This is a genomic window from Paenibacillus puldeungensis, assembly GCF_042678945.1.
GTDB lineage: Bacteria > Bacillota > Bacilli > Paenibacillales > Paenibacillaceae > Fontibacillus > Fontibacillus puldeungensis.
The window spans coordinates 513,289-536,369 of sequence record NZ_JBHTLM010000001.1 but is presented as its reverse complement, the minus strand read 5'-3'; the positions used below and the strand labels follow the sequence as shown (position 1 = coordinate 536,369).

The 23,081-nt window shown below is 49.5% G+C and carries 20 protein-coding genes; 7 read left to right on the top strand and 13 right to left on the bottom strand.

Going from position 1 to position 23,081, the window contains the following annotated elements; translation table 11 throughout:
* Nucleotides 1–9: 9 nt before the first annotated feature.
* Nucleotides 10–720 (bottom strand): 5-formyltetrahydrofolate cyclo-ligase, encoded by a 711-nt coding sequence (locus ACFQ3W_RS02245; RefSeq protein ID WP_379316164.1) that lies wholly within the window; start codon nucleotides 718–720, stop codon nucleotides 10–12.
* A 205-nt stretch (nucleotides 721–925) separates the two neighbouring features.
* Between ACFQ3W_RS02245 and ACFQ3W_RS02240 the strand changes: the two genes are divergently transcribed.
* Nucleotides 926–2,896 (top strand): ABC-F family ATP-binding cassette domain-containing protein, encoded by a 1,971-nt coding sequence (locus tag ACFQ3W_RS02240; RefSeq protein ID WP_379316162.1) that lies wholly within the window; start codon nucleotides 926–928, stop codon nucleotides 2,894–2,896.
* 366 nt (nucleotides 2,897–3,262) lie between these two features.
* Here the strand turns inward: ACFQ3W_RS02240 and ACFQ3W_RS02235 are convergent, their stop codons facing one another.
* The 3 genes from ACFQ3W_RS02235 to ACFQ3W_RS02225 are packed head-to-tail and all read right to left on the bottom strand — an operon-like array spanning nucleotide 3,263 to nucleotide 5,117.
* Complete coding sequence (locus ACFQ3W_RS02235) at nucleotides 3,263–3,781, bottom strand: hypothetical protein (RefSeq protein ID WP_379316160.1); 519 nt, start codon at nucleotides 3,779–3,781, stop codon at nucleotides 3,263–3,265.
* A gap of 12 nt (nucleotides 3,782–3,793) precedes the next feature.
* Entirely contained in the window at nucleotides 3,794–4,276 is a 483-nt protein-coding gene (locus ACFQ3W_RS02230) for a hypothetical protein (RefSeq protein ID WP_379316158.1), read from the bottom strand.
* A gap of 37 nt (nucleotides 4,277–4,313) precedes the next feature.
* Nucleotides 4,314–5,117, bottom strand: a complete 804-nt coding sequence (locus ACFQ3W_RS02225; RefSeq protein ID WP_379316157.1) for an aminoglycoside N(3)-acetyltransferase — start codon at nucleotides 5,115–5,117, stop codon at nucleotides 4,314–4,316.
* Between the two features lie 204 nt (nucleotides 5,118–5,321).
* On the opposite strand from ACFQ3W_RS02225, the gene ACFQ3W_RS02220 reads away from it, so the two are divergent.
* Nucleotides 5,322–6,338 (top strand): peptidoglycan DD-metalloendopeptidase family protein, encoded by a 1,017-nt coding sequence (locus ACFQ3W_RS02220; RefSeq protein ID WP_379316155.1) that lies wholly within the window; start codon nucleotides 5,322–5,324, stop codon nucleotides 6,336–6,338.
* Entirely contained in the window at nucleotides 6,335–6,745 is a 411-nt protein-coding gene (locus ACFQ3W_RS02215; protein ID WP_379316154.1) for a bactofilin family protein, read from the top strand. The genes ACFQ3W_RS02220 and ACFQ3W_RS02215 overlap by 4 nt, the downstream gene beginning before the upstream one ends.
* A 363-nt stretch (nucleotides 6,746–7,108) precedes the next feature.
* Here the strand turns inward: ACFQ3W_RS02215 and tsaD are convergent, their stop codons facing one another.
* Genes tsaD through tsaE form a run of 4 tightly spaced genes read right to left on the bottom strand, consistent with a single transcriptional unit; the run spans nucleotide 7,109 to nucleotide 9,943 of the window.
* The gene (tsaD, locus tag ACFQ3W_RS02210) at nucleotides 7,109–8,146 is read right to left on the bottom strand and encodes a tRNA (adenosine(37)-N6)-threonylcarbamoyltransferase complex transferase subunit TsaD (protein WP_379316152.1); all 1,038 of its coding nucleotides are present in this window, start codon (nucleotides 8,144–8,146) and stop codon (nucleotides 7,109–7,111) included.
* Entirely contained in the window at nucleotides 8,143–8,667 is a 525-nt protein-coding gene (rimI, locus tag ACFQ3W_RS02205; protein ID WP_379316150.1) for a ribosomal protein S18-alanine N-acetyltransferase, read from the bottom strand. Before rimI ends, tsaD begins: the two co-directional genes overlap by 4 nt.
* 14 nt (nucleotides 8,668–8,681) lie before the next feature.
* Nucleotides 8,682–9,539 carry a tRNA (adenosine(37)-N6)-threonylcarbamoyltransferase complex dimerization subunit type 1 TsaB gene (gene tsaB / locus ACFQ3W_RS02200; protein ID WP_379316148.1) on the bottom strand — a complete coding sequence of 286 codons (858 nt, stop codon included), beginning with the start codon at nucleotides 9,537–9,539 and terminating at the stop codon, nucleotides 8,682–8,684.
* Nucleotides 9,540–9,541: 2 nt separating this feature from the next.
* Nucleotides 9,542–9,943, bottom strand: coding sequence for a tRNA (adenosine(37)-N6)-threonylcarbamoyltransferase complex ATPase subunit type 1 TsaE (tsaE, locus tag ACFQ3W_RS02195; RefSeq protein WP_379316382.1), 402 nt, complete (start codon nucleotides 9,941–9,943; stop codon nucleotides 9,542–9,544).
* Nucleotides 9,944–10,172: 229 nt separating this feature from the next.
* Between tsaE and ku the strand changes: the two genes are divergently transcribed.
* Nucleotides 10,173–11,099 (top strand): non-homologous end joining protein Ku, encoded by a 927-nt coding sequence (gene ku, locus ACFQ3W_RS02190; protein WP_379316146.1) that lies wholly within the window; start codon nucleotides 10,173–10,175, stop codon nucleotides 11,097–11,099.
* A gap of 10 nt (nucleotides 11,100–11,109) precedes the next feature.
* On the opposite strand, the gene ACFQ3W_RS02185 is transcribed toward ku, so the two are convergent.
* A complete protein-coding gene (locus ACFQ3W_RS02185) occupies nucleotides 11,110–12,057 on the bottom strand; it encodes an ATP-dependent DNA ligase (protein ID WP_379316144.1) in 948 nt (315 codons plus the stop codon).
* 102 nt (nucleotides 12,058–12,159) lie between these two features.
* Between ACFQ3W_RS02185 and ligD the strand changes: the two genes are divergently transcribed.
* The gene (gene ligD, locus ACFQ3W_RS02180) at nucleotides 12,160–13,044 is read left to right on the top strand and encodes a non-homologous end-joining DNA ligase (protein WP_379316142.1); all 885 of its coding nucleotides are present in this window, start codon (nucleotides 12,160–12,162) and stop codon (nucleotides 13,042–13,044) included.
* 33 nt (nucleotides 13,045–13,077) lie between these two features.
* Here the strand turns inward: ligD and cls are convergent, their stop codons facing one another.
* On the bottom strand, nucleotides 13,078–14,508 hold the full coding sequence (cls, locus tag ACFQ3W_RS02175) for a cardiolipin synthase (RefSeq protein WP_379316140.1): 1,431 nt from the start codon (nucleotides 14,506–14,508) through the stop codon (nucleotides 13,078–13,080).
* A gap of 214 nt (nucleotides 14,509–14,722) precedes the next feature.
* Here cls and ACFQ3W_RS02170 point away from each other — a divergent pair, with 214 nt between their 5' ends.
* Both ACFQ3W_RS02170 and ACFQ3W_RS02165 read left to right on the top strand, forming a co-directional pair.
* Nucleotides 14,723–15,664: a peptidoglycan DD-metalloendopeptidase family protein gene (locus tag ACFQ3W_RS02170; RefSeq protein ID WP_449290205.1), complete on the top strand. Its 942-nt coding sequence runs from the start codon at nucleotides 14,723–14,725 to the stop codon at nucleotides 15,662–15,664.
* Between the two features lie 39 nt (nucleotides 15,665–15,703).
* A complete protein-coding gene (locus tag ACFQ3W_RS02165) occupies nucleotides 15,704–16,126 on the top strand; it encodes a bactofilin family protein (protein WP_379316136.1) in 423 nt (140 codons plus the stop codon).
* 71 nt (nucleotides 16,127–16,197) lie between these two features.
* Here ACFQ3W_RS02165 and ACFQ3W_RS02160 read toward each other — a convergent pair whose 3' ends face one another.
* From ACFQ3W_RS02160 to gltB, 3 genes are all read right to left on the bottom strand, one after another.
* On the bottom strand, nucleotides 16,198–16,983 hold the full coding sequence (locus tag ACFQ3W_RS02160; protein WP_379316134.1) for an ABC transporter permease: 786 nt from the start codon (nucleotides 16,981–16,983) through the stop codon (nucleotides 16,198–16,200).
* A complete protein-coding gene (locus ACFQ3W_RS02155; protein WP_379316132.1) occupies nucleotides 16,967–17,887 on the bottom strand; it encodes an ABC transporter ATP-binding protein in 921 nt (306 codons plus the stop codon). The genes ACFQ3W_RS02160 and ACFQ3W_RS02155 overlap by 17 nt, the downstream gene beginning before the upstream one ends.
* Nucleotides 17,888–18,055: 168 nt before the next feature.
* Nucleotides 18,056–22,651: a glutamate synthase large subunit gene (gene gltB, locus ACFQ3W_RS02150; RefSeq protein ID WP_379316380.1), complete on the bottom strand. Its 4,596-nt coding sequence runs from the start codon at nucleotides 22,649–22,651 to the stop codon at nucleotides 18,056–18,058.
* Nucleotides 22,652–23,081 lie beyond the last annotated feature (430 nt).

The following is a 23,081-nucleotide window of genomic DNA, read 5'->3' as shown; positions in this document are numbered from 1 at the left end:
AGTCCGAATTCACTTTAGCTTCACACTACTTTCATTCATAAAAATCATGCCATCAGCTGTAAACAATACATTGAGCCGAATATCATGTCTTTCCATCGGTATCGCTTGTGAAATAACCTGCTCCCGTAAAGCCAATCCGGCAAACAGCGTCCTACTACTTCCGCCACTTTGCGCGTTCAACTCCGAAACAAATCGGTCATAATACCCTGCCCCAAAGCCGATCCGGCCGCCGCTTGTATCATAAGCAAGTCCAGGCACGACAACCACATCAATTTGAGCGTATTGAGAAGGCGGGAATAATTTAGCACTGTCTTTCGGCTCCAAAATTCCCCAGGTCCCAGGAGTAAGGTCCGCTTCTCCCGCAATTTCGTAAAGCGAAAGCGAGCGATTAGCACTTATTTTAGGTACAAGCAACCGGTCACCATGATTCAGGCAACTGCGAATTAAAAGACGTGTGTCCGGCTCGTCGCGAAAGGAGACATAGCAGAATAGAGTAAGTCGGCCGCCACGCTTTTGTCTCAAGGGGGTCAGGATCTCCTTCTCTGCCAACAAGCTGGCCATACGCGACTGTTCGGTACGAGAGGCCTCGGGAATTTGGGCACGTCGTTCCTGCATTTGCTGACGCAGCTCTTTCTTCGCATCCACCAAGCTCATATCCTTCCCCTTCCCTCTTCTCGTAAAATGCCGGTAGTCCGCTTCACACGGGGCATATCGCGCCATGTAATCTAATTCCTAGTTTATCATTGTTAAGTAAAAATGAAAACTGAGCCAAAAGGCTTGCAAATGAGCGCTATTTATGTATTCTACTGTGCAATTCATGTTCTTTTCATGTACACTAAATAGGATGGCATTTTCTCATCATATTGACCAAATTTGTATAGTAATGAACCCTTAAATTTATATCGTTTTGGAGGATCGACCAGATATGCTGCTTCAAGCTACGAATATTAGTAAATTGTTTGGTGTTACAAGTATTTTAGAGGGAATTAACCTGCAAGTTCTTGAACGTGACCGCATCGGTCTCGTGGGTGTCAACGGTGCAGGCAAATCTACCTTTCTACAAATATTAGCCGGAGAATTAACCCCGGATGGGGGACAAATTTTTAAAGCCAAGGAAACGACGATTGGCTATTTGGCCCAAAATAGCGGGTTGCAGTCAGATCGCAATCTATGGGAGGAAATGCTGGCTGTTTTTGCCCCGTTGCTTGACACGGAACGAGAGCTGCGCCGCATGGAGGAGCAGATTGCCGACCCTGATCTGGCTGCAGATGAAAAAGCCCACCAGGAACTGCTTGATCGCTACGCCTTGAAATCCGACTGGTTTAAGGATCATGGCGGGTATGAAATTGAGACGCGCATTCGCAGCGTTCTCCACGGTATGGGGTTTGGCAGCTTTGCTCCAGAAACCCCTATATCTACGCTAAGCGGCGGTCAGAAAACCCGGCTCGCTTTGGCCCGCATTTTGCTGCAGGCTCCAGATTTGCTTATGCTCGACGAGCCTACCAACCATCTGGACATTGAAACGCTCACCTGGCTCGAAGACTATTTGCGGAGCTACTCAGGCGCCCTGCTCGTCGTTTCGCATGACCGCTATTTTCTAGATCGTCTCGTGACGTCCATCGTGGAAATCGAGCGGCATCAATCGCGTAAGTATACTGGGAACTACAGCCGATTCATCGAACTAAAAGCTGCCGAATATGAAAGTCAAATGAAGCAATATGAGAAACAGCAGGACGAGATCGCACGGATGGAATCTTTCATCCAGAAAAATATTGTCCGCGCCTCAACGACGAAACGCGCCCAAAGCCGGCGCAAAGCACTCGAGAAAATGGAAGTGATGGATCGGCCACTCGGAGATCCGAAGCGAGCCAACTTCTCCTTTGAGGCGGAAGTTATGACCGGAAAGGACGTACTCCAAGTCAGCGGCCTCTCGTATACTTTTGAAGATAAGACAAAGCCGCTGTTTCAGAATGTATCGTTCCAGCTTTACAGAGGAGAAACCGTCGCTCTGATCGGTCCTAACGGAATCGGTAAATCTACCCTACTGAAAATGCTAACCGGCGATCTTATGCCGTCGGCAGGCACCATGACCTGGGGTTCCAAAGTTAAGATCGGTTACTACGATCAGGAACAAACCCATTTGAACTCGGCCAACACGGTTCTTGAGGAACTATGGAGTGCATACCCGCATATTGAAGAGGCCCGGATCCGCAGCGTACTCGGTAATTTTCTGTTTAGTGGCGAAGATGTGCTGAAAAAGGTGGCCGCCTTAAGCGGGGGAGAAAAAGCTCGGTTGGCACTAGCCAAGCTTATGCTGCAAAAAGCCAACGTCCTCATTCTCGACGAACCGACGAACCATCTGGATTTGTTTAGTAAGGAAGTCTTGGAATCCGCACTGCTGGATTATGATGGAACGCTTTTGTTCATTTCCCATGACCGTTACTTTCTTAACAAAATGGCAGAGCGCATTGTCGAGCTGCATCCGGAGGGAACAGAACATTTCCTGGGTAATTATGACGATTATTTGGCGAAAAAGCAGGAGCTTGAAGAAATGGCTGCCGAAAAGGCTGCATCTGGCTCTCCTAAGCCAGGGGCGACTGATCGCTCTTCAGCCGGTGCTGTCCCAGACCAGGCATCGTCCAAGTCAGGGGCTGCTTCATATGAGGCGGATAAACAGGCCAAACGCGAGGAGAGAAACCGTCAGCGACGCTTAGAGCAGCTTGAGGAGACGATCCAGACGATCGAAGCCGAAATCACAGTCTTGGAAAATGAGCTGACGCTGCCTGAAATATATCAGGATTATACGGCAGTTCAGGAGCGCCAATCCGCTATTGATCGACATAAAGAGCAGTTGACGGCCGCTTATGAGGAGTGGGAAGGGCTTGCTGGGGCATAACACAGCGCCAGTTACATTTGACCATACTTCGTATTTGTTCACGAAATCGGCCATTTTACATTGCAAAAACAATCTGTGCATTTGTGCACAAGCTTATCCACATAATTTGGAACAAAATTCACAACAAAACGGCCTTCAAGGCCGTTTTGTTTATTGGTATACCGGGGGATCTTAATTTTACCTAAATTTATCCACCAAGTTATGCACATTATCCACATTTTTCTGAAAACATTTATCCTCTTTTTCGTAAATCCAGTTTACAATTGTGGGGGTAAGCTTTCATTCGTTTTTCATGGAGTTAGTCAACAAGCTGTGGACAACCTTGTCCACAGCTTGACAAATACCTCTCCTACGGCTTCCATTTTTTTATTTCATAGCGACTCGAATCCCTTCATCCGCGTGGATGCTCGTTTTTAGCTTCCCTTTCGCCCCGCGTCCCACTACCTTAATCCGGTAGCTCCCTTTCTCTGTTATTTTCAGCTCCAGCTGCCCCTCCGTACTGCCTTCCGCTAACGTCTTCACCTGGCTAGATGGAGAAATGACAACAAGCTTGAATTTACCACGGTCCACCTGCTGCAAATGATCAAAGGTGACCTTGCCCTTGCCCTCTGCATGGATAAGCCATAATGTTTCCATTCCGTTGAACGAGGAAAAAGTTAGAGTGCAATTGTCTCCAAGTACTTCCCAGGTTCTATTTGTGTAGCTGTATGTATCTCCGTCCTGGACGAGCTCTGCAGCATTGTCGTAAAGCTTTTTTTGCCGATCTGTGGCAGTTGTGCAGCCGCTTAACAAAGAAATGATCAAAGCTAGGCAACCAAGTAGCAGGATGATGGATATTCGTCTATGCCCAGCACCTATTGTCGGAATGTGTCGCTTGTTGTGCATTCGCTCTCCCCCTCACGCCGCCTGATGCGAGTCCTTGCGATAATATTCGCTTACAGAAGGCAGAAGGGTAACCATTTGAATCATTAGTCCGAGGCCGGTATAGAACAGATGAATGAATGAAGCGCCGTTGATAATGTAGACCTCCACTACTATCCAAATGATGAGCGCGAAACCGATATAAAGTGAGAAAGCCCAGGCCCAGTGCTGTGTTTGTCTAAAAATGTTCAGCTTTTCCCCCCACGGCCATGCCCACTTCTTAATCAGCGCAAGCATAACTAATAGTGGGCAGATGCCTAGAATGAATAATAAAATAAGCCCGGGAATGAAATAGTTTGGAAACAGTGGCACTTTCATAATGTCTGACGGCATACCGATTAAATTCCCGGTAGGATCGAGCATTAGAGCCCCACCACCAAAAACAGCTCCAACTCCAAGCAGTCCATGGAGTCCAATGAGAAGCTTGCAAGCAAATGGTTTTTTTTGCGTATTTTCCATATTGATATCCCTTCTCCTCTAGCCTCGTATGAAAATACTATTTTCTGTTGTGCTCCATCCACTTGACCGCATAGTCGACCAGCTCTCGTTGCGGCATCAGCATGGCGTCGGCTCCGCCGACTTTTCCTCGCCGAACTAATCTCATATCCCGCTCGAAATCGGCTCCGAGCCGCTCGAAATCTTCCGTATCGTATTCAATGTCCGAGATGTCAACCCAGCGCTTGCTGCCGTTGACTAGCATAGGAGCTTTATTCAACACTCTTTTTTTCGCCGGGTACGAAGCTCGATATTCCGCTAAATGAAGGGAAGTATTGTTGCCATGCCCTACGCCGAGCAGCAAGACATCACCTCCAAGACTATAGATTCGTCCTAACGGCGAATATTCCCCAAGCCCGTCATCCAAGCTGTGCCCGGTAATAATTTCTTCCGCATGAAGCCCTCTAGCCGCAAACGAGACTAACGGGTGTCCGCTCCGTATTGTACCGTGCTGCTTACGAAACGTTTCCGGGATAATTCCCATCATGCGCGGTAGAGTCAGTTCAGGATCATAAGCCGGCATTTGCTCGCGAATGGTTTCCCACCACTCAACCGGAACCGGCGGATTCGACCATCCGGAAGGATCGCTTAAATCGCCCGATTGCGTAGGCATGACGATCGTACCTGTTTCGCCAACTGCCCCCTCTAAAGCAAGAACGACAGCTGCTGGCCCACCACATACCCATTGTCCAAGCGACTTGAATGACGAGTGAACCATTATCGTCTTTCCAGGCTGCACCCCCAAAGCGACCAAGTCAGAACGCAGCGTGTCAACCGTATATAAATGCCCTTTGATTTCTTCCATGATTGTTAACCTCCTTTATCGGCAGAACTTGCCTGTCGCATACTCTACCAAACTATTTTCGCTTAATTCCCTTGCCTTTTCCATATTATTCGAGACTTCTTATACGATAAAGATGAAGTTTTGTAGAACTTAGAGGAATTTGGAATATCCTGTCGAAATCAATTCAGTGGCTTACTTGCGACCAATATGTTTTGGGAGGAAAATATGAAGCTTGGATTTCGCAAAAAAATAAATCGAAAATATACACTTCTGGTTGTTCCAGAGGGCACGAACCCAGTTTTTCGTTTCAAATTCCGCTTTGCTCATTTGCTGATCCTTCTAATTACCGCGAGCGTACTGCTTTGCACCGTGTTAATCTTATTCGCTATCAACCGCTATCATTCGGGTCATATCGGACGTCTCGAAGCGAAGCTCGCTACTTCATCCAGCCCCATAAGCAACACCGCTGTCGGCAAAGAAAGGGCTCTTGACTCCCTTTTGGCAGAGCTTATGGACTTGTCAGAAAAATCAAAAACCATAGAAACCAAGTTATCCGAGCTTGAGCAGTTGGAGGCTGAACTCAAATCGGTGACCGGCGGCAGCAAGACCCCTTCACAGGTCAAGTCCCCTTCCTCTAATAACGCTAAAGCCCCCTCCTCTGAAGCCGGAGGTGTTGGTGGTGAATCGATCCCCTTATCTGAACAAGACATCAAAGCGTTAATTAAGGAAACGAAGCAGGAAATCTCCACATCCCTTGAACAAATGCCGGACCTGCAGCAAAGACTTGAAAAGATGTCGATTTCGATAGAGGACTACAAACAGGCAATGCGAATATTGCCTACTTATTGGCCCACCACTTCTGACCGCACAACCTCGGAATTTGGAAACCGAAGGGATCCGTTCACCGGTAGACTTACTTTTCATAGCGGTTTGGACATCGGTGGCAAGATCGGAGATCCCATTTATGCAGCGGCCGAAGGTAAAGTAACCGAAACCGGTCATACGGATGCTCGCGGCAATTATATCGTTCTTACCCACCCTTCAGGACTCAAAACGATATATATGCATTTGGAGAAAATTCTCGTCACAACGGACAAGAGTGTTGCCCAAGGGGATACCATTGCAGAACTAGGATCTACTGGCAGAAGCACAGGACCTCATTTGCATGTTGAAGTAATTAAAGACGGAGTCACAGTGAATCCGGAGCTCTATTTAAGCAAACCTGGAAAGGAAGAGGAATGATGAAGCTGAGAAACCAGAAAAATGTGAGATTGGACCCGGATACGACGGATACCTTGGTAGGAGAAGGCAGCCAGTTTGAAGGGAAATTGAAATCAGATGCCGGAATTCGTATTGAAGGCCAGGTGACGGGAGATATTGAATCCGAAGGCGATGTGACGATCGGAGAAAAAGGGGTTGTCCATTCCAACATTATCGCTAGAAATATCATCATTGCGGGTGAGGTTCACGGGGATGTAACGGCCAAAAGCAAGCTCTCGATTACATCCAAAGGAAAGCTGTTCGGCAATTTGATTGCATCGTCGCTTTCAATCGAGGAAGGCAGTCTATTTGAAGGCACAAGCAAGATGGGGAACGCTTCGATCGGAACCTTGTCCTCAACGGAAGCGGCAGCCGGCTCCGAGTTATAAGCCGTGTCGCCACGTCAGCTCGCCTTGCTGGAGTGCCTAATAAGGGAGTTTTATGGCCCTATTTTCACATTTCAGCTCCGTTCTCGAAAAATAGGGGAATTTTATGGTCTTATTTCCGCGCTGGAACTGGAAAAACCGCCATTTTGACATGATTGACCCTAAATAAGTACATAAAGTTCCCCTATATAAGCGAGCATACCCGATTTTTCAAAAATAAGTCCGTTTTTTGTACCTATTTTAGTCGCACCTATATATCTAAAAAAGAGCGGCTTGCCGGAAGAAATCGTCTTCGTCCTGGCAAACCGCTCTTTGGTCATTGCAGCATGGATTTTACTTACGCTTACGTCTAAGTCTACGTCACGTCTACGCCTTAACCGACCAGTCCTCCAGCGATAAAGAAGCCTCAGCCTTTAGCTCCAGCGTGGAGAATTCCCCGCTCTTCCATTTTAAATAAGCTGCTGCCCCAATCATCGCTGCATTATCTGTACAGTAGGTCAACGGAGGAATCGAGAGTAAAATGTTCTCCTTCTCACAGCGCTCGCTTAATGCCGTACGCAGGCCGCGATTGGCAGCTACCCCGCCGCATAACAGCAGTTGACGTGAACCGGTCGCCCGCACAGCCCGGATTGCCTTCTCGACGAGCACCTCGATGACCGATTCTTGAAAGCCCCGTGCAATCGCTGGTTGATACCCATCCTCTCCGCGCATCTTATGCTGGTTTACGGCATTGAGTACCGCCGACTTCAGGCCGCTTAAGCTAAAATCATACGAGCCCGGCTCAAGCCAAGCTCTTGGCAGATTTTCCGCCTCCGTTGCCTCACCAGCTAGCTTGTCTACGAACGGACCTCCCGGATAAGGGAACCCCAGCGACCGAGCCACCTTATCATAAGCCTCACCAACGGCGTCATCGCGAGTCTGACCAAGCACCTCAAAGCTGCCCTCTCGTTCCATCAGCACCAGCTCAGTATGTCCCCCGGACACAACAAGTGCCATAGACGGATACAGTACCTCTTGAACTAAACGATTTGCAAAAATATGTCCAGCAATATGATGCACGCCAATCAGTGGTTTACCCAGGGCAAAAGCCAGGCTTTTAGCTGCCATGATGCCGACGAGCAGAGCGCCGACAAGTCCCGGTCCTTCCGTAACCGCAATCGCAGACAGACGCTCCGGCGGAATTCCGGCCTGCCGGACAGCCTCCTCCAGCATTAGCGTAATGCTCTCCACATGCTTGCGAGAAGCCACCTCCGGTACGACACCGCCAAAGGCCCGGTGAGTTTCAATCTGACTGGCGATTAGATTGGACAGTATCTCTGTCCCATTTTTTATGACAGCGGCCGAAGTTTCGTCACAGCTCGTTTCCACCGCTAAAATATAGCAATCCTGTTCCAGGTTTTTCAATGCCCTTCGCTTCCTTCCTCGGTCCCTGTTTTCGCCCGCTGCTCCGGCAGATCGCACCACATAATGAGCGCATCCTCATGATTATCGGAATAATACCGTTTTCTAACGCCTGCAGCTTGAAAGCCCATTTTGCCATACAGAGACTGGGCTACTTTATTGGACACACGCACCTCTAGCGTCATCCGGTTCATGCCAAGCTCGGCCGCCCAATCCATCATGCGGCAAAGCAGTGTTTCCCCTAGCTTATGACCGCGATAAGCGGTTCTGATCGCAATATTGGTCACATGAGCCTCATCTACAATCGTCCACATGCCGGCATAGCCGATCAGCCCTCCATCATATTCCATAACCTGATAGCGGGCAAAGTGGTTATGTATCAACTCGTTGCGAAATGCGTCTTCGCTCCAAGGCAGTGTGAAGGACTCATGTTCAATGACCATGATACTCGGGATATCTTCCAGCGTCATGCTGCGTAACACAACGTCTTCGGGCCCAAGCCCATCCGCTTTCGTTGAGACCATCTTTCGTTCCCCCTCTATGCATTACGAAGCCGCTTGGCTTCCGCCTCGGCCAACTGCGTATAATTTGGCTCAAGGGAATGCACGTCATCCTCCTTACCATTCAAGGAGCGCTCCGTACCCGCAAGTCCCATCCAAACTCCTTCAAGTTCGTAAGGAATGATATGAATGCTAACTCCAAAGGACGTACGCATATGCTCAAGTACTTCCTCATGTTTGGACGTTTCCCCGATAAACCAGATCGCTGAAGGTCTATCCTCAGACGCGATCGATTGTAAAAGCGACGCCAATGCATCGGTCCAATCTACCATAAGCCGGATTCCATCCGGCTCAAGACGCTTTGGCAGTCCGCCACTAGCGTCGGTCTCAAATAACGCCGTATAAGCTTGTCCACGCCGTGCGTCAACCAGTGGGACAATCCAATCTCCAATAGCAGCGGTGCTCGTTGAAACGTCCGGTTCCCCAGTCAGGGATATTCCCCTTTTATAAGCCGTACCACCAAGCTTATCAGCATTTTGGTTCGTTTCTTTAGCCCAGCCACCAAGCGCCAGTGCCGCTAGACTCGAGACGCCAAAAACCGGAAGCCCCATCGCCCAAGCCAGCGTTTTGGCTGTTGTGACTGCAATCCGGATCCCCGTATAGGAACCCGGTCCAATGCCTACGGCGATGCCGGTTAAATCAGCTTTGCCGAGCCCTGCCGCCTTTAGGCAATCCCCGATTGCCGTTACCAAATAGGCCGAGTGATTGCGCTCCGCATGAATGTTCCGTTCCGCCAGCAGCCGGCCATTTTCCATCACCGCCACCGCCAGGGATGACGTGGATGTATCAAACGCCAATAGCCGCTGCAGCGGCATATGCTCCTCGTTTATGCTCATGTTCAGGATACTCCATTCTCTCTTAAGGTTGACACCCAGTGTTCATAAGGCTCTCCACGGCCCTTAATATACATGCGCCGCCCCGCCTCAGATACCGTTTCGATATAAATGTACAGCAGCTCTCCAGGAAGTATTTCTTCAATGAGACTCGCCCATTCCACTAGGGTTACTCCGGCTCCGAAAAAGTACTCATCCAAACCCAACTCATCGGCTTCCTCAAGTGACAGGCGATACACATCCATATGATAAAGTGGCAGCCTTCCCTTGTACTCCTTAATTAGAGTAAAGGTTGGACTGTTTACTGTGTCCTTGACCCCCAGATGCTTGGCAAACCTTTGGGAGAAGGCCGTTTTTCCCGCGCCTAAGTCTCCGTCTAACGCAATAACCGTGCCGGGGACCGCCATTCGGGCAAGACAGCCAGCAAGCTTGTCCGTTTCCTCCAAGCCTTCGGCCTCATATATAAACTGCGCAGAGCTCTTATCAAATTGCAAGATCATTTACCACCTTTATTTGTACCGTCTGACCTATCAAATATATGCAAAACGTATGTCCCCATTATATCGAAACCATACTATAAATGCGAGATCAATACGAAATACGGAATCATTCGAAGCCCAAGAAAGGAGCTAATTTATGCATACCGTCTGGAAAGGCGCCATCAGCTTCGGTCTGGTGCATGTGCCTGTGAAAATGTTTTCCGCTACAGAGGACAAGGACATTTCCATGAAGTATATCCATAAAACCTGCGGAAGCCCCATATCATACGTACGGCGCTGCCCGGCTTGCGACATCGATGTCGATTGGGAGCAAATATCCCGCGGATATGAATATGAGAAAGGAAAATATGTGCTTTTTGAAAAAGAGGAGCTGGAGCAGCTGTCCGAGCACGTCGAGCGGACCATTACGATCCTTGATTTTGTGGATTTGACGGAAATCGATCCGATCTATTTTCAGAAAACCTACTACCTATCCCCGGATCAAGCCGGCTCCAATGCGTATCAGCTTTTACTGGAAGCGATGAAGCAATCCGGTAAAATCGGCATCGCCAAAATTGCCATTCGTTCCAAAAGCAGTCTTGCGGCGATCCGGGTCATGGAGGGCTGCCTGGCGGTGGAAACGATCTTTTACCCGGACGAGATCCGGCCCATTTCCCAGGTTCCAAACCTGCCGGAGGGGATTTCGGTCAACGATAAGGAGCTGACGATGGCCAAATTGCTTATTGAACAATTGTCGACTCCCTTTGAGCCGGACAAATACACCGACGATTATCGTGAAGCACTGCTGCAATTGATCGAGAAAAAGGTATCGGGTGAAGAGATTCGTTTGGCCCCGGCCAAGCCGGAAACGAATGTCATCGATCTGATGGCTGCCCTGCAGGCCAGTATCGAAGCGGTCAGACCAGTGGCCACCGATCCAGGTCCAGCTGCCAGCAAGCGCACCCGCAAACCGGCTGCCAAGAAGAAAGCTGAAACGGCGGAAGCTGCGGAGCCCGCAGCACCCACAGTGGCAATCACTCCAAAGCCAAAACGGAAAACTGCTGCAAAAAAAGAGGCAAAATAAAAAGCGCCGCTTACGTATTCTGCGTTACCGTACATGCTTCCGGCGGCACATTTCCCCATCCCTGAATAATGGGGTGGCGCATCGTTCCGCCGGGAGTCCACTCCAGATACTCCACCTTAACCGTCAAGGCCGGTTTGACCCATAGCGCCCCTTTTACACGCTCCGGAATGTTATGGAACGGCCGCTCAGAGACTGTAAGTACGCTTATCTTTTCCGTCAGCTCCCGCCAATCGCTAACTTTCCATTTTCCGGTCCCGGCATGTCCAATATAAATGAAACGTCCTTCCCTGTCATAAATACCCAGCAAAATGGCGTTGACGGTCCCGCCGCGCAGCGTTACACCACCAATTGCCGCATACAGGTCCCTAGCCAGCTTAAACTTCTGCCATCTGCCATCCTTACCCCCAATTAGGTACGGGCTGTCCAGCTTCTTGCAGACGATACCTTCCCAGCCCCGTTCCTGCATGATACTGAACAATCGTGAGCCGTCCGCCACATTCGGTACGATCTGCACCCGATCGGACGGAATAATTAGCTCATGAAGTAGCTGCTGCCGTACAGCAAGAGGTTGATCTGTAACCCATTTCCCATCCGCAAATAATATGTCAAAAACCATGTAAATGGCCTGAACCTGCCCCGCAGCAAAACGGATTCCTTGCTCACGCCGAACACTGTCACGTCGCATAATCTCGTGGAATGAGGGCTTTCCGTCCGCAATCGCGATCATCTCCCCATCCAAAATGACCGTCTTAGCACGACAATACGCCGATACCTCAACGAATTCAGGATACTGTGCCGTCCGCTCATTGCCCTTCCGGTTGATTAATTGAGTCTTTAGCCCATCGCAATAAGTTAGCATACGTACGCCGTCCCATTTTACCTGGGCGACCCAGTTATCCCCCTCGGGAATCACTTCTCCACGAATCGGCTCAAAAGGTACCACCGTTTTCCATTCCAAGAACTCTCCGACCTCCATCATAGTTTCTTTGAATCGGGCAAGCCTATGATTAACAGCTAAACATTTATGAACGGCTATCGCCTGAAAGGAGTACCGATAACGATGCCCAGAACGATTAAAGGCACCATTTGCGTTGAAGGCAAGGAACTCACCATTTCCAATCCGGACAAGCTTCTCTGGCCTGAAGCGGGAATTACAAAACAAATGTATTTAGAGAAGCTGGCCGAGCTTTCGCCTTATTTGTTAAAATATTGCCAGAACCGTTTGCTGACGACCATCCGTTATCCAGGCGGGATTCACGGAAAATTTTTTTATCAAAAAAATGCCCCTGATCCGCTTCCCGACTTCGTCAAAACGGCGATGCATGAAAACATCAACTACGTAGTCCTGGATCGGCTGCCTGTGCTGCTCTGGCTGGGGAATTTGGCCTGTATCGAGTTTCATCCTTCTTTGCATTACGTTGGCGAAAGTTTGCCCTGCGAATGGATGATCGACCTTGACCCTTCCCGGGATGAGGAGCCCCGGATCATGGAGGCGACCGCCTTAGTCGGCGATATTTTATCTTCGCTGGGACTCGCTTCCGTACCCAAAACGTCCGGTGCAACCGGCGTGCAAATTATCGTGCCGATCGAATACGGCGTAACCTTTGATGAGCTTCGATCTATCGGACATTTCGTCGCGCGCTATGTTACAGAGAAGCATCCGCAGTTGTTTACTATTGAGCGCCTCAAAAAGGACCGTGGTGACAAAATCTATTTTGACTATCTCCAGCATTACGGCGGTAAAACATTAGCCGCCCCATATACCCCAAGAGCTCGCGCTTCCGCCAGCGTATCGACACCACTCACCTGGGAGGAGGTACGTAAGAACCCCAAGCCTTCCGATTACAATTTGCTAAATATCGGCAAGCGGCTTAAAGAAAGAGGAGATTTACTGCAGGCGGTCCCTCCCCAGTCCGTCAAACTGATCCTACAGCATTTGCATTAGATCGTTAGGTTCTTAATCTTTTCACTCCAGCAGCTATAGCAGAGGAGCAAGCAGCCGTGCTACAATTTCCGCCCCCTTCTGCAGTCGTGATCTTCGCGAAAATTCGGGGAGATGGATAGGAATTGATTCGCTTACGTCCTCCTCGAAGTCCTTGGTTAGTTTTATAATAGCCTCCCGGTCAAACATTAACGCCGTAATTTCAAAATTGTAGTAAAAGCTGCGCATATCCATATTCGCTGTACCGACCGATGCCAGCAAATTGTCAATAATCAGCACCTTGGCATGGATGAAGCCTTTTTTATACTGGTAAAACTTCACCCCAGCCGTCATCAGTTCCTCCACATAGGACAAGGAGGCCAGCTTTACGAACCGGCTATCGGGGCGGTCAGGAATAATGACCAGCACTTCAACACCGCTCAGCGCGGCCGTTCTCAAGGCCGTAAAAATCCCTTGATCGGGAATAAAATAGGGGGAGGTGATCCAAACCCGCTGCTTGGCTGCCGCAATCGCCCCAAAATACATTTTTTGAATGTCGTTACCCTGCTGATTCGGTCCGCTCGCCAATATTTGAACCTGCTCTGACTGTTTGCACCTATGTGCCGGAAACAGCTCAGGAGCGTATATTTTTTGTCCAGAAGCTGATTGCCAATTTTCTATAAAGGCTTTTTGAAGGTAGTATGCCGAGTCCCCATTCAACTGCAGGTGCGTATCTCTCCAATACCCCATCTTTTCATACAAGCCCAAATAGTCGTCCCCGACGTTAAGCCCACCTAAAAAGCCTACCGTTCCGTCCACTACTAAGATTTTGCGGTGATTGCGATAGTTTACCCGGCGGTCCAGGGTCGCTAGAAAGGGGGGCAGGAAAAAATAAACCTCGACCCCTTCTTTTTGAAGTAAGTGCACGAAAGAAGAAGGCAACTGGTGGCTGCCAAGCCCGTCGCATAGCAAACGGACCTTTACCCCCTCCCTAGCCTTCCGGATCATTACCTCTTGAAAGACGGTACCAATCCCGTCAGCCCGAAATATATAAAATTCGATATGTATGTGATGCTTAGCCTTTTCCATTTCCGCAAGCATGGCTGCAAAAGCAGTCTCCCCCTCACTTAACACCCTGGTTTCATTGTTGCCCGTGATAGGACTTTCCGGAAAATGGCTTAGCAGCCCGTATAGACGCTCATAACGCTGAAAGTCAGTATTGTGCAGCTCATGAACGGATTTGACGATCAGCGACTGTTCCGAAAGCTTCGTTTTAACATCCTGCAGTTGGCCTGCTCCTGAATAGCGGAGCTTCTTCCGCTTCCTATAATCTTGTGCCAGGAAAAAATAGAACATAAAGCCGATGACAGGTACAAGAAATAGAATAAACATCCATGCCAGCGCCTTATCAGGATGTCGGAATTCCAGCAGGAGAACCGAACCGATTTGAAAAATGTAAGCAAGCAGCAGGATCACGAGCAAAGTCATTATTTTCAGCCTCCCCTTCCATCAGCTTTAACCATCAAAGAGACTGTTTATTCATTCAGGTTAGGAAAACTCGTTGTTTTTGCTTGGCATTTATATCAGACAGGTGTCTTTTTTGACATGATTTAAGAGTCATAGGAATAGATAAGTTATAGATAGCAACGAAGAGTAGAAAGGAGATGCTATGAGGAGTATAGGTGTACCTAACCCAAATCGGATGACATTGCTCGTCCTCCGGGATGCCAACCAGCCCGTAAAGCAGATTCAAGTGTCCAAGCCGCTGGTTGTCGCTGTTCCTTTACTAGCGTTACTATCGATTTCAGGCCTGATCGTTAGCTTGCATATGCAATCGGAGCAGACCATTTCTAGGCTCGAGGATCGATTAAGGACCCAGAACCTCACGATTGAAGCTGTCGTAACCGATAAGAACGAGGCGATCCAGCGGCTGCAGAACGAAGTGATTGCCCTTTCCGGACAATCCAAGGAAATGATGGGCCGAATGAAAAAGGTGAAGCAGCTCGAAGCCGAACTTCAGAAGTTTATTGACAAGCATGGCGACCCGCAGCAGCTTGGCAAACTGTCTACCTTGTCCTGGAACGACTCGTCAGGCATTGGAGGGGAATTTATCGCCGTTCATGACAATGAAATTGAGGTGTTAGCTCAGGAAACGAAGGACGACTTTGTAGCCATAAGCAATCTGCTGGATGAAATTGAAAAAAATGTGCCGCTAACGCTAAGAAAAGCGAAGCAAACCGAGTACTCGCTATCCGGCACCCCATCGGAATGGCCTACGTTGTCGACAAGGCTCACCTCCAATTTTGGGTATCGCACCGATCCCTTTACTGGCCGGGCCGCCTTTCACGCCGGGATTGATATTGCTGGAAAAGTCGGGGATCCCATTTACGCCGCAGGGGCAGGCAAGGTGATCACGACAGCCAGGGACGGTTCTCACGGGAAATACATCGTGGTTGAGCACCCTGGAGGACTGCAAAGCTGGTATTTGCATTTGCATGATATCGGAGTATCCGAAGGAGACACGATCATCAAAGGGCAGAAAATCGGCTCCCTCGGAAATACGGGAAGAAGTACGGGACCTCATCTTCATTTTGAAATCGTCAAAGGCGGCAGTCCGATTAATCCCCTTCCCTATCTGGATTAGTGAAGAATGATTTAATCATTGAAACGGAGGAACCAAACGATGTTTAAGGACAAAAGGCTATCGGCTAATCAAACCGACACGTTAATCGGCCAGGGTAGTTTTATAGAGGGAAAATTAGAATGTACGGCGAATCTTCGGGTTGATGGAAAATTTCAGGGGGAAATCGACTGCCTCGGCCAGGTGATAGTCGGTGAAACCGGAGAAGCCACATCGAATATTAAAGGAGCCGATATCATCGTGGCCGGGAGAGTTATCGGCGATATTACAACGGAGGGACGCCTGACAATTACTAGCAGCGGACAGGTGGACGGCAATGTTGATGTTGCCAAGTTAATTATTACTGAAGGCGGACAGCTTAATGGTTCAAGTAAAATGGAGAGGACAGCCAGTTCACCCTCTTCTGCTTCCTCTGTCTCTCCGAAGGCAAAAAACAAAAAGGCAGCTCAGCCTGAAGCGGGGTAAGCCAACGTGAAAAAGAAAATATAAAGTTCCCGTCTGTTTAATACACGGGAACTTTTTTTGTCAGAGCTGGGTTAGGCAGCTACATCTCTTTTCTTGAACACAAACCAGGCTATTGCCAGAAACAGTAGGACGTATCCGGCGAGAATTACTGCGGAAAACTCCATCGTCATCCCGGCTGGTCCGACTTGTCCTCCCCGATATTTGCTCAAATTCATGTTCGTAAACAGCATATATTTCGCCCAAGGAAACCGTATGGGGTTAAACAGCATGCTGAAAATGTTGCCGGCGAACAATATGAACATGGACAAACCAATCGCGATCCCGCTTGACCGGAACACCGTTGACAGCATGAAGGAGAACAGCGTGATGACAAGCAAGTCTATATAGCTGTAGAGCAAATTCTCTAGAATGGAGCTTAACGGACTAGATCCTTGGGGAAACAAATCGGACGGCACATTCGGAAAAATCAGAAAACTTACCACCACCGTAGAAGCAAAGAACACCACCGTCATGAACAAGGTAAAAATCAATACTGCAAGCAGCTTGGATGTTAGTACCTTCGTCCGTGTCCACGGGCGGATCAGCAGCAGCTTTATCGTCCCCCATGTAAATTCACCGGCCACGATATCGGCGGCAATAACCGCCGAGAAAATACTGACGAGATAATACAAAAAGGACAGCTGGTCTACGGCATCCCACGCGCTGAGAGACGATGAATCATCTCCGAGAGAGAACAAGGAGCCGAACACAATCGATAAAAAAATAAGTAGCGCGACCATAATCCATGTGCGAACACGACGGTAGATTTTCATATTTTCGTTTTGGACGAGCATGAGAAAATTACTCAATTTCTCCACCTCCGGTAAGCTCCAGAAATTGATCTTCCAGCGAACGGGTTAATGTATGGATTTCATAAACCGAAATGCCCGCCTGCACTAGCTTGGAATTGATTTCTGCCACCGTTTTCCGATCTGCGGAAACGATCAGCTGACTGTTTTCAATTCGTCCGGCTCCAGCAACTTCCATAGCACGCTCTGGGTCGCTTACTTCGAATGCTGTTTCATGCAGGCTTTCTTGCTCCCCCTCGCTGTGCAGTGCTTTTACATCTATTAGCCTTCCCTGCTGGATTACAGCTACCGTGTCGCACATCAGCTCCATCTCCGACAATAGATGGCTGGAGACAAAAACGGTCGTCCCTTCTTCTTTGGCTAGCACCCGCAGATAATCACGAAGCTCGCGAATCCCCTGAGGATCAAGACCGTTCGTGGGCTCGTCCAGCACAAGCAGCTTAGGACGATGCAAAATCGCTTGAGCTACACCGAGGCGCTGTCGCATACCTAACGAATAGGTTTTCACTTTATCGTGAATCCGGTGCTGCATGCCGACCCGCTCTATCGCTTCCCAAATTCGCTGCTTCGTTACCCCTGGAGACATCCGGGCATAATGAAGCAAATTCTGATACCCCGTCAGGAACTTGTACATTTCTGGGTTCTCCACAATCGCCCCAACATGCGAGATGGCCCGCTCAAAATCATGCTTGATGCTGGAACCCTGGATTAAAATATCCCCATGCGTAATCGACATTAATCCGACCATCATGCGGATCGTCGTCGTTTTTCCAGCTCCGTTTGGGCCTAAAAACCCGTACACCTGACCGGGCGGAATATCCAGCGTCAATCGATCGATCAGCGTCTTGGAGCCGATTTTTTTACTGACATCCTTCAATTGGACAACGGGCCCCTGCTCCTGCGCCATCTCCATCGTATCCACTCCTTGTATGCAATTTCCTCCATTTTACCATATTAAGCTGTTTGACCTAAAAATAGCAGACAGCTTTCGAAAAAAAAAGCGCGAGCTGCCGGGAAGTTCATCCCCTGCACTCGCGCTAGGCGCATCTCCATGTTATTTCATCGGTCTTTTTCGGCTATATTAATGACCGGCCCGGGCCAATTCCCGTGTATTGGCTTCAAAAGCCGCTAGAAGCGCAGCTTCTCCCGTCAAGCCTTGATCTTCCACCTTGCGAATTTGCTCCAGCATCCGTTTGTAGTCCTTCGGAATGATCTTAACAAACTTCGGCAAGTATTCGCTCCAGTTATCCAGTACACGGCGTCCAACCGGACTGTCGGTGTAAAGTGCATGACGACTAATCATAGTCCGAAGCTCTTCCGCTTCAGGCGCATCTTCAATAGATTCGAGCAATACCATCTCCAGATTGCAGCGTCTAGCAAAATCGCCGGCTTCATCCAAAACATAGGCGATACCGCCGGACATCCCGGCTGCAAAGTTCCGACCTGTCCGGCCAAGGACTACTGCACGTCCGCCAGTCATATATTCGCAGCCGTGGTCGCCTACGCCTTCCACGACAACGTTCGCTCCAGAGTTACGAACAGCAAAGCGTTCGCCGGCAATACCACGAATATAAGCTTCTCCCCCCGTTGCTCCGTAGAACGATGTGTTACCGATGATAATATTCTCCTCGGCGACAAAGGTTGCCCGCGAAGACGGCTTCACGATCAATTTACCGCCGGACAAGCCCTTACCGGTATAATCGTTGGCGTCCCCATCTACGGTCAGCGTCATGCCTTTCGGCACAAAAGCTCCAAAGCTTTGGCCCGCCGAGCCCTCAAAATGAAGCGTGATCGTGTCTTCAGGCAAACCGGCTGCGCCGTAACGCCGTGTAACTTCACTACCCAGCAAAGTGCCGGTAGCCCGGTTAACGTTGCAGATCGGCAGGCTTGCGGAAACCGCTTCGCCGCGTTCAAGAGCCGGTTTGGCAAGGTCAAGCAGCTTCGTGATATCGAGCGTTTCTTCGATGCCATGGTTTTGCTGTTTCGTGCAGTAACGGCTGCTTCCTTCCGGAACTTCTGGCATATGAAGCAGCGAGCTGAGATCCACACCTTTCTTCTTCCAGTGATCAGCCACTTTCACTGCATCGAGGCAATCTGTACGTCCGATCATTTCATTGAGCGAGCGGAAGCCGAGTTCAGCCATCCATTCACGCAAATCTTCTGCCACAAAGGTCATAAAGTTGACGACGTGCTGCGGATCACCTGCGAAATTTTTCCGCAGCTCCGGATTTTGCGTCGCTACGCCGACCGGACAAGTGTCCAGCTGACACACCCGCATCATAATGCAGCCCACCGCTACGAGCGGCGCCGTGGAGAAGCCGTACTCTTCAGCTCCGAGCAGGGCAGCGACAGCCAAGTCACGGCCGTTGAGCATTTTGCCGTCCGACTCCAGCACGACACGGTCGCGCAGGTTGTTCAGCATCAGCGTCTGATGCGTTTCAGCAAGTCCGAGCTCCCAAGGCAATCCTGCGTGACGGATCGAACTTTGCGGGGAAGCCCCCGTTCCTCCATCGTAGCCGCTAATCAGAATGACATCGGCCCGGCCTTTGGCTACACCGGCAGCAATCGTTCCGACACCGACTTCAGATACGAGCTTAACGTTGATCCGTGCCCGCGGATTGGCGTTCTTCAGGTCGAAGATTAATTCGGCCAAGTCTTCAATCGAATAAATGTCATGGTGCGGTGGCGGCGAGATCAAGCCTACACCAGGCGTTGAACCGCGAACCTCGGCAACCCAAGGATATACTTTGCGGCCTGGCAGCTGTCCGCCTTCGCCCGGTTTTGCCCCCTGCGCCATTTTAATTTGAATTTCATCGGCGTTAACCAGGTAGTTGGACGTAACACCAAAGCGTCCGGACGCTACCTGCTTGATCGCACTGCGGCGCAAATCACCGTTGGCATCCGGAACAAAACGCTCCGGATTCTCCCCGCCTTCACCGGTGTTGCTCTTGCCTCCGATGCGGTTCATCGCGATTGCGATCGTCTCATGCGCTTCCTTACTGATCGAGCCGAAGGACATCGCCCCCGTCTTGAAGCGGCGCATGATCGAAGATGCCGGTTCCACTTCCTCAAGTGGAACCTTTGGCCCAACCGGCTTCAGCTCAAGCATGGAACGCAGATTTAAATATTTCTTGCTTTCACCCTGAACGAGCGAAGCGAATTTTTTGTACAAACCGTAGTCTCCCGTACGTACGGATTGTTGAAGCAACTGAACGGTTTGCGGATTGAAGAGATGCTCTTCTCCGCCGCTCCGCCATTGATATTCCCCGATGGAATCGAGGACCTTGTCGTTTCCGTCCTTATCGGTAAATGCGCGGAAATGGTGGGTCAATGTCTCGGTAGCCACTTCACTCAACCCGATCCCGCCGATACGAGACGGCGTCCAAGTGAAGTAACGATCAACGAACGACGGTTGTAAACCAACCGCTTCGAAAATTTGCGCCCCGCGATATGACTGGATCGTCGAAATGCCCATTTTGGACAATGTTTTTACGACGCCCTTGGTGGCTGCTTTGATAAAGTTGTAAATCGCCTTCTCATGGGAAACCCCTTGCAGCATACGCTGAGCGATCATATCCTTCAGTGTTTCAAAGGCAAGGTACGGGTTCACTGCGCTTACCCCATAGCCAAGCAGCAGCGCAAAGTGGTGAACCTCACGAGGTTCTCCAGATTCCAGCAAAATGCTTACTTTCGTCCGTGTTTCCTCACGGATCAGGTGGTGATGCAGGCAGGAAACCGCCAGCAGCGCCGGAATAGCTGCATTTTCGCTGTCCATACCGCGGTCGGACAAGATGAGTATGTTATGGCCTTTGGAAATAACCCGATCGGCCGCTTCACACAGACTATCCAGCGCTTTGCGAAGTCCTTCCGCCCCTTCCGAAGCTGTGAACAGGATCGGAATCGTAATCGCTTTGAATCCAGGCCGATGCACGTGACGAAGCTTAGCGAAATCTTCGTTGGACAAGATCGGCGAGTCCAGCCGAATTTGCCGACAGCTTTCTGGCTCCGGATTGAGCAAATTCCGCTCCGGACCGATCGTTGTTGCCGTCGAAGTGACAAGCTCTTCGCGAATTGCGTCGATCGGCGGGTTCGTGACCTGCGCAAACATCTGCTTAAAATAGTTGTAAAGGCGCTGCGGTTTTTCCGACAATACGGCAAGCGGCGCGTCGTAGCCCATCGAAGCGATATTTTCGCCGCCGGTCAAGGCCATCGGTTCAAGCACCTTGCGCAAATCCTCGTACGTATAACCAAACGCCATTTGGCGCCGTGTAATATCTTCATGGCTTTCCGGTGGAAGCTCCTTCGCTTCCGGCAGATCCTCGAGCGTCACCAGGTGCTCATCCAGCCACTCCTGGTATGGATGCTCTGCAGCAATAGCTGCCTTGACTTCCTTATCGGAAATGATGCGACCTTCCTTGGTGTCCACGAGCAGCATACGTCCTGGACGCAGGCGATCCTTGTACAGAACATCCTCCGCTGGAATATCAAGTACGCCAACCTCCGAAGACAACACGATCAAATCGTTCTTCGTTACATAATAACGCGAAGGACGCAGCCCGTTCCGGTCAAGAATTGCACCGATTTGAATGCCGTCGGTAAAGCCCATCGCTGCAGGCCCGTCCCATGGCTCCATCAACGTGCTGTGATATTCGTAAAATGCTTTCTTATCCTGATCTATATCATCACGACCTACCCAAGGCTCAGGCACCATCATCATAGCAACATGAGGCAAGGAGCGTCCGCTCAGATATAGAAATTCAAATGTATTATCAAACATCGCCGTGTCAGATCCGTCTGGATTGATGACAGGCTTGACCTTCTCCAGGTCATCGCCAAATGCGTCCGTTTTGAACATCGATTGACGGGCGCGCATCCAGTTTACGTTGCCGCGCAGCGTATTAATTTCGCCGTTATGAATCATGAAGCGGTACGGATGGGCACGTTCCCAGCTAGGGAACGTATTGGTGCTGAAACGAGAGTGAACCATCGCTATCGCTGATTCCAGGCTCTCTTCGTTTAGATCCGAATAAAACTGACCAACTTGCTCCGTCGTAAGCATTCCTTTATAAACAACTTTACGGCAGGAAAGGCTGGATACGTAAAAAGCGTCCCCCCCGTCTTCCCCACTGTAACGAATTGTCTGTTCAGCCCGACGGCGGATCACATACAATTTGCGTTCAAAATCCAGGTCGTTTGAAAGACCTTCTGCACGGCCGATAAATACTTGACGAACGAACGGCTTGGCAGCCTTCGCCGTTTTGCCGAGCATGTCGTCCCGAGTAGGAACGGTCCGGAATCCGATCAACCGCTGTCCTTCTTCTTCGACGATTTGTGCCAGCTTCGCTTCCTGCTTACTGCGGAGTTCCTCATCATGCGGAAGGAACAGCATACCTACTCCATACTCACCAGCTTCAGGTAAAGTAAACCCAAGTTTTTGCGCTTCCCCAACGAAAAAACGGTGCGGGATCTGCAGTAAAATCCCCGCGCCATCACCGGAATTCGGCTCGCTTCCTTGTCCGCCCCGATGTTCCATATTCGCCAGCATTGTTAAGGCCTGACTGACGATATCATGTGAGGCCTTACCTTTAATATGAGCCACAAACCCCATGCCGCAAGCATCTTTTTCAAAAGCCGGATCATAAAGTCCCTGCTTAGGTGGTGTAACGGTGTGTTTCATCATATGCGCAACCTTTCTATAGGTAAAATAGCGATAAATACGACACGAACATAAACCTTTTGCCTGGCTCCTGCTAACAAATGCATGTAAGGTTTTTATTGGTCTACATTTTAGCACGCCTTGCGGCTAAATGAAATTGAAACATTTTATGAACCTGATAATCTTTCCTTAACCGTAGAGCCCGGAAAAAATCTTTCTTATTATTCTAACGGAAAATGTCACTTCTGTTTTTGCATTATATTCTCTTTCTTTTGCACTTTTATTGCGAAATTAAGGGCGAAAATGCCGATTTTTCGCAAGAAAACGCTCTCTTTTTAGAGATTTGTTCTTTAGATGATAATTCATGCCAAAGTACTTTGTTAAGCCTGGCTTGGCAAAGTAATGAAGGCAGGGAAAAAATTTATACATTCTCCACCTCAAATGATTCCGC

What these genes read in the sequence shown, in the direction of transcription:
- ACFQ3W_RS02245 (WP_379316164.1), bottom strand. Translation starts at nt 720, where the DNA reads ATGGCGCGATATGCCCCGTGTGAAGCGGACTACCGGCATTTTACGAGA.
- ACFQ3W_RS02240 (WP_379316162.1), top strand. Translation starts at nt 926, where the DNA reads ATGCTGCTTCAAGCTACGAATATTAGTAAATTGTTTGGTGTTACAAGT.
- ACFQ3W_RS02235 (WP_379316160.1), bottom strand. Translation starts at nt 3,781, where the DNA reads ATGCACAACAAGCGACACATTCCGACAATAGGTGCTGGGCATAGACGA.
- ACFQ3W_RS02230 (WP_379316158.1), bottom strand. Translation starts at nt 4,276, where the DNA reads ATGGAAAATACGCAAAAAAAACCATTTGCTTGCAAGCTTCTCATTGGA.
- ACFQ3W_RS02225 (WP_379316157.1), bottom strand. Translation starts at nt 5,117, where the DNA reads ATGGAAGAAATCAAAGGGCATTTATATACGGTTGACACGCTGCGTTCT.
- ACFQ3W_RS02220 (WP_379316155.1), top strand. Translation starts at nt 5,322, where the DNA reads ATGAAGCTTGGATTTCGCAAAAAAATAAATCGAAAATATACACTTCTG.
- ACFQ3W_RS02215 (WP_379316154.1), top strand. Translation starts at nt 6,335, where the DNA reads ATGATGAAGCTGAGAAACCAGAAAAATGTGAGATTGGACCCGGATACG.
- rimI (WP_379316150.1), bottom strand. Translation starts at nt 8,667, where the DNA reads ATGGTCTCAACGAAAGCGGATGGGCTTGGGCCCGAAGACGTTGTGTTA.
- tsaB (WP_379316148.1), bottom strand. Translation starts at nt 9,539, where the DNA reads ATGAGCATAAACGAGGAGCATATGCCGCTGCAGCGGCTATTGGCGTTT.
- tsaE (WP_379316382.1), bottom strand. Translation starts at nt 9,943, where the DNA reads ATGGCGGTCCCCGGCACGGTTATTGCGTTAGACGGAGACTTAGGCGCG.
- ku (WP_379316146.1), top strand. Translation starts at nt 10,173, where the DNA reads ATGCATACCGTCTGGAAAGGCGCCATCAGCTTCGGTCTGGTGCATGTG.
- ligD (WP_379316142.1), top strand. Translation starts at nt 12,160, where the DNA reads ATGCCCAGAACGATTAAAGGCACCATTTGCGTTGAAGGCAAGGAACTC.
- cls (WP_379316140.1), bottom strand. Translation starts at nt 14,508, where the DNA reads ATGACTTTGCTCGTGATCCTGCTGCTTGCTTACATTTTTCAAATCGGT.
- ACFQ3W_RS02170 (WP_449290205.1), top strand. Translation starts at nt 14,723, where the DNA reads ATGACATTGCTCGTCCTCCGGGATGCCAACCAGCCCGTAAAGCAGATT.
- ACFQ3W_RS02165 (WP_379316136.1), top strand. Translation starts at nt 15,704, where the DNA reads ATGTTTAAGGACAAAAGGCTATCGGCTAATCAAACCGACACGTTAATC.
- ACFQ3W_RS02155 (WP_379316132.1), bottom strand. Translation starts at nt 17,887, where the DNA reads ATGGAGATGGCGCAGGAGCAGGGGCCCGTTGTCCAATTGAAGGATGTC.
- gltB (WP_379316380.1), bottom strand. Translation starts at nt 22,651, where the DNA reads ATGAAACACACCGTTACACCACCTAAGCAGGGACTTTATGATCCGGCT.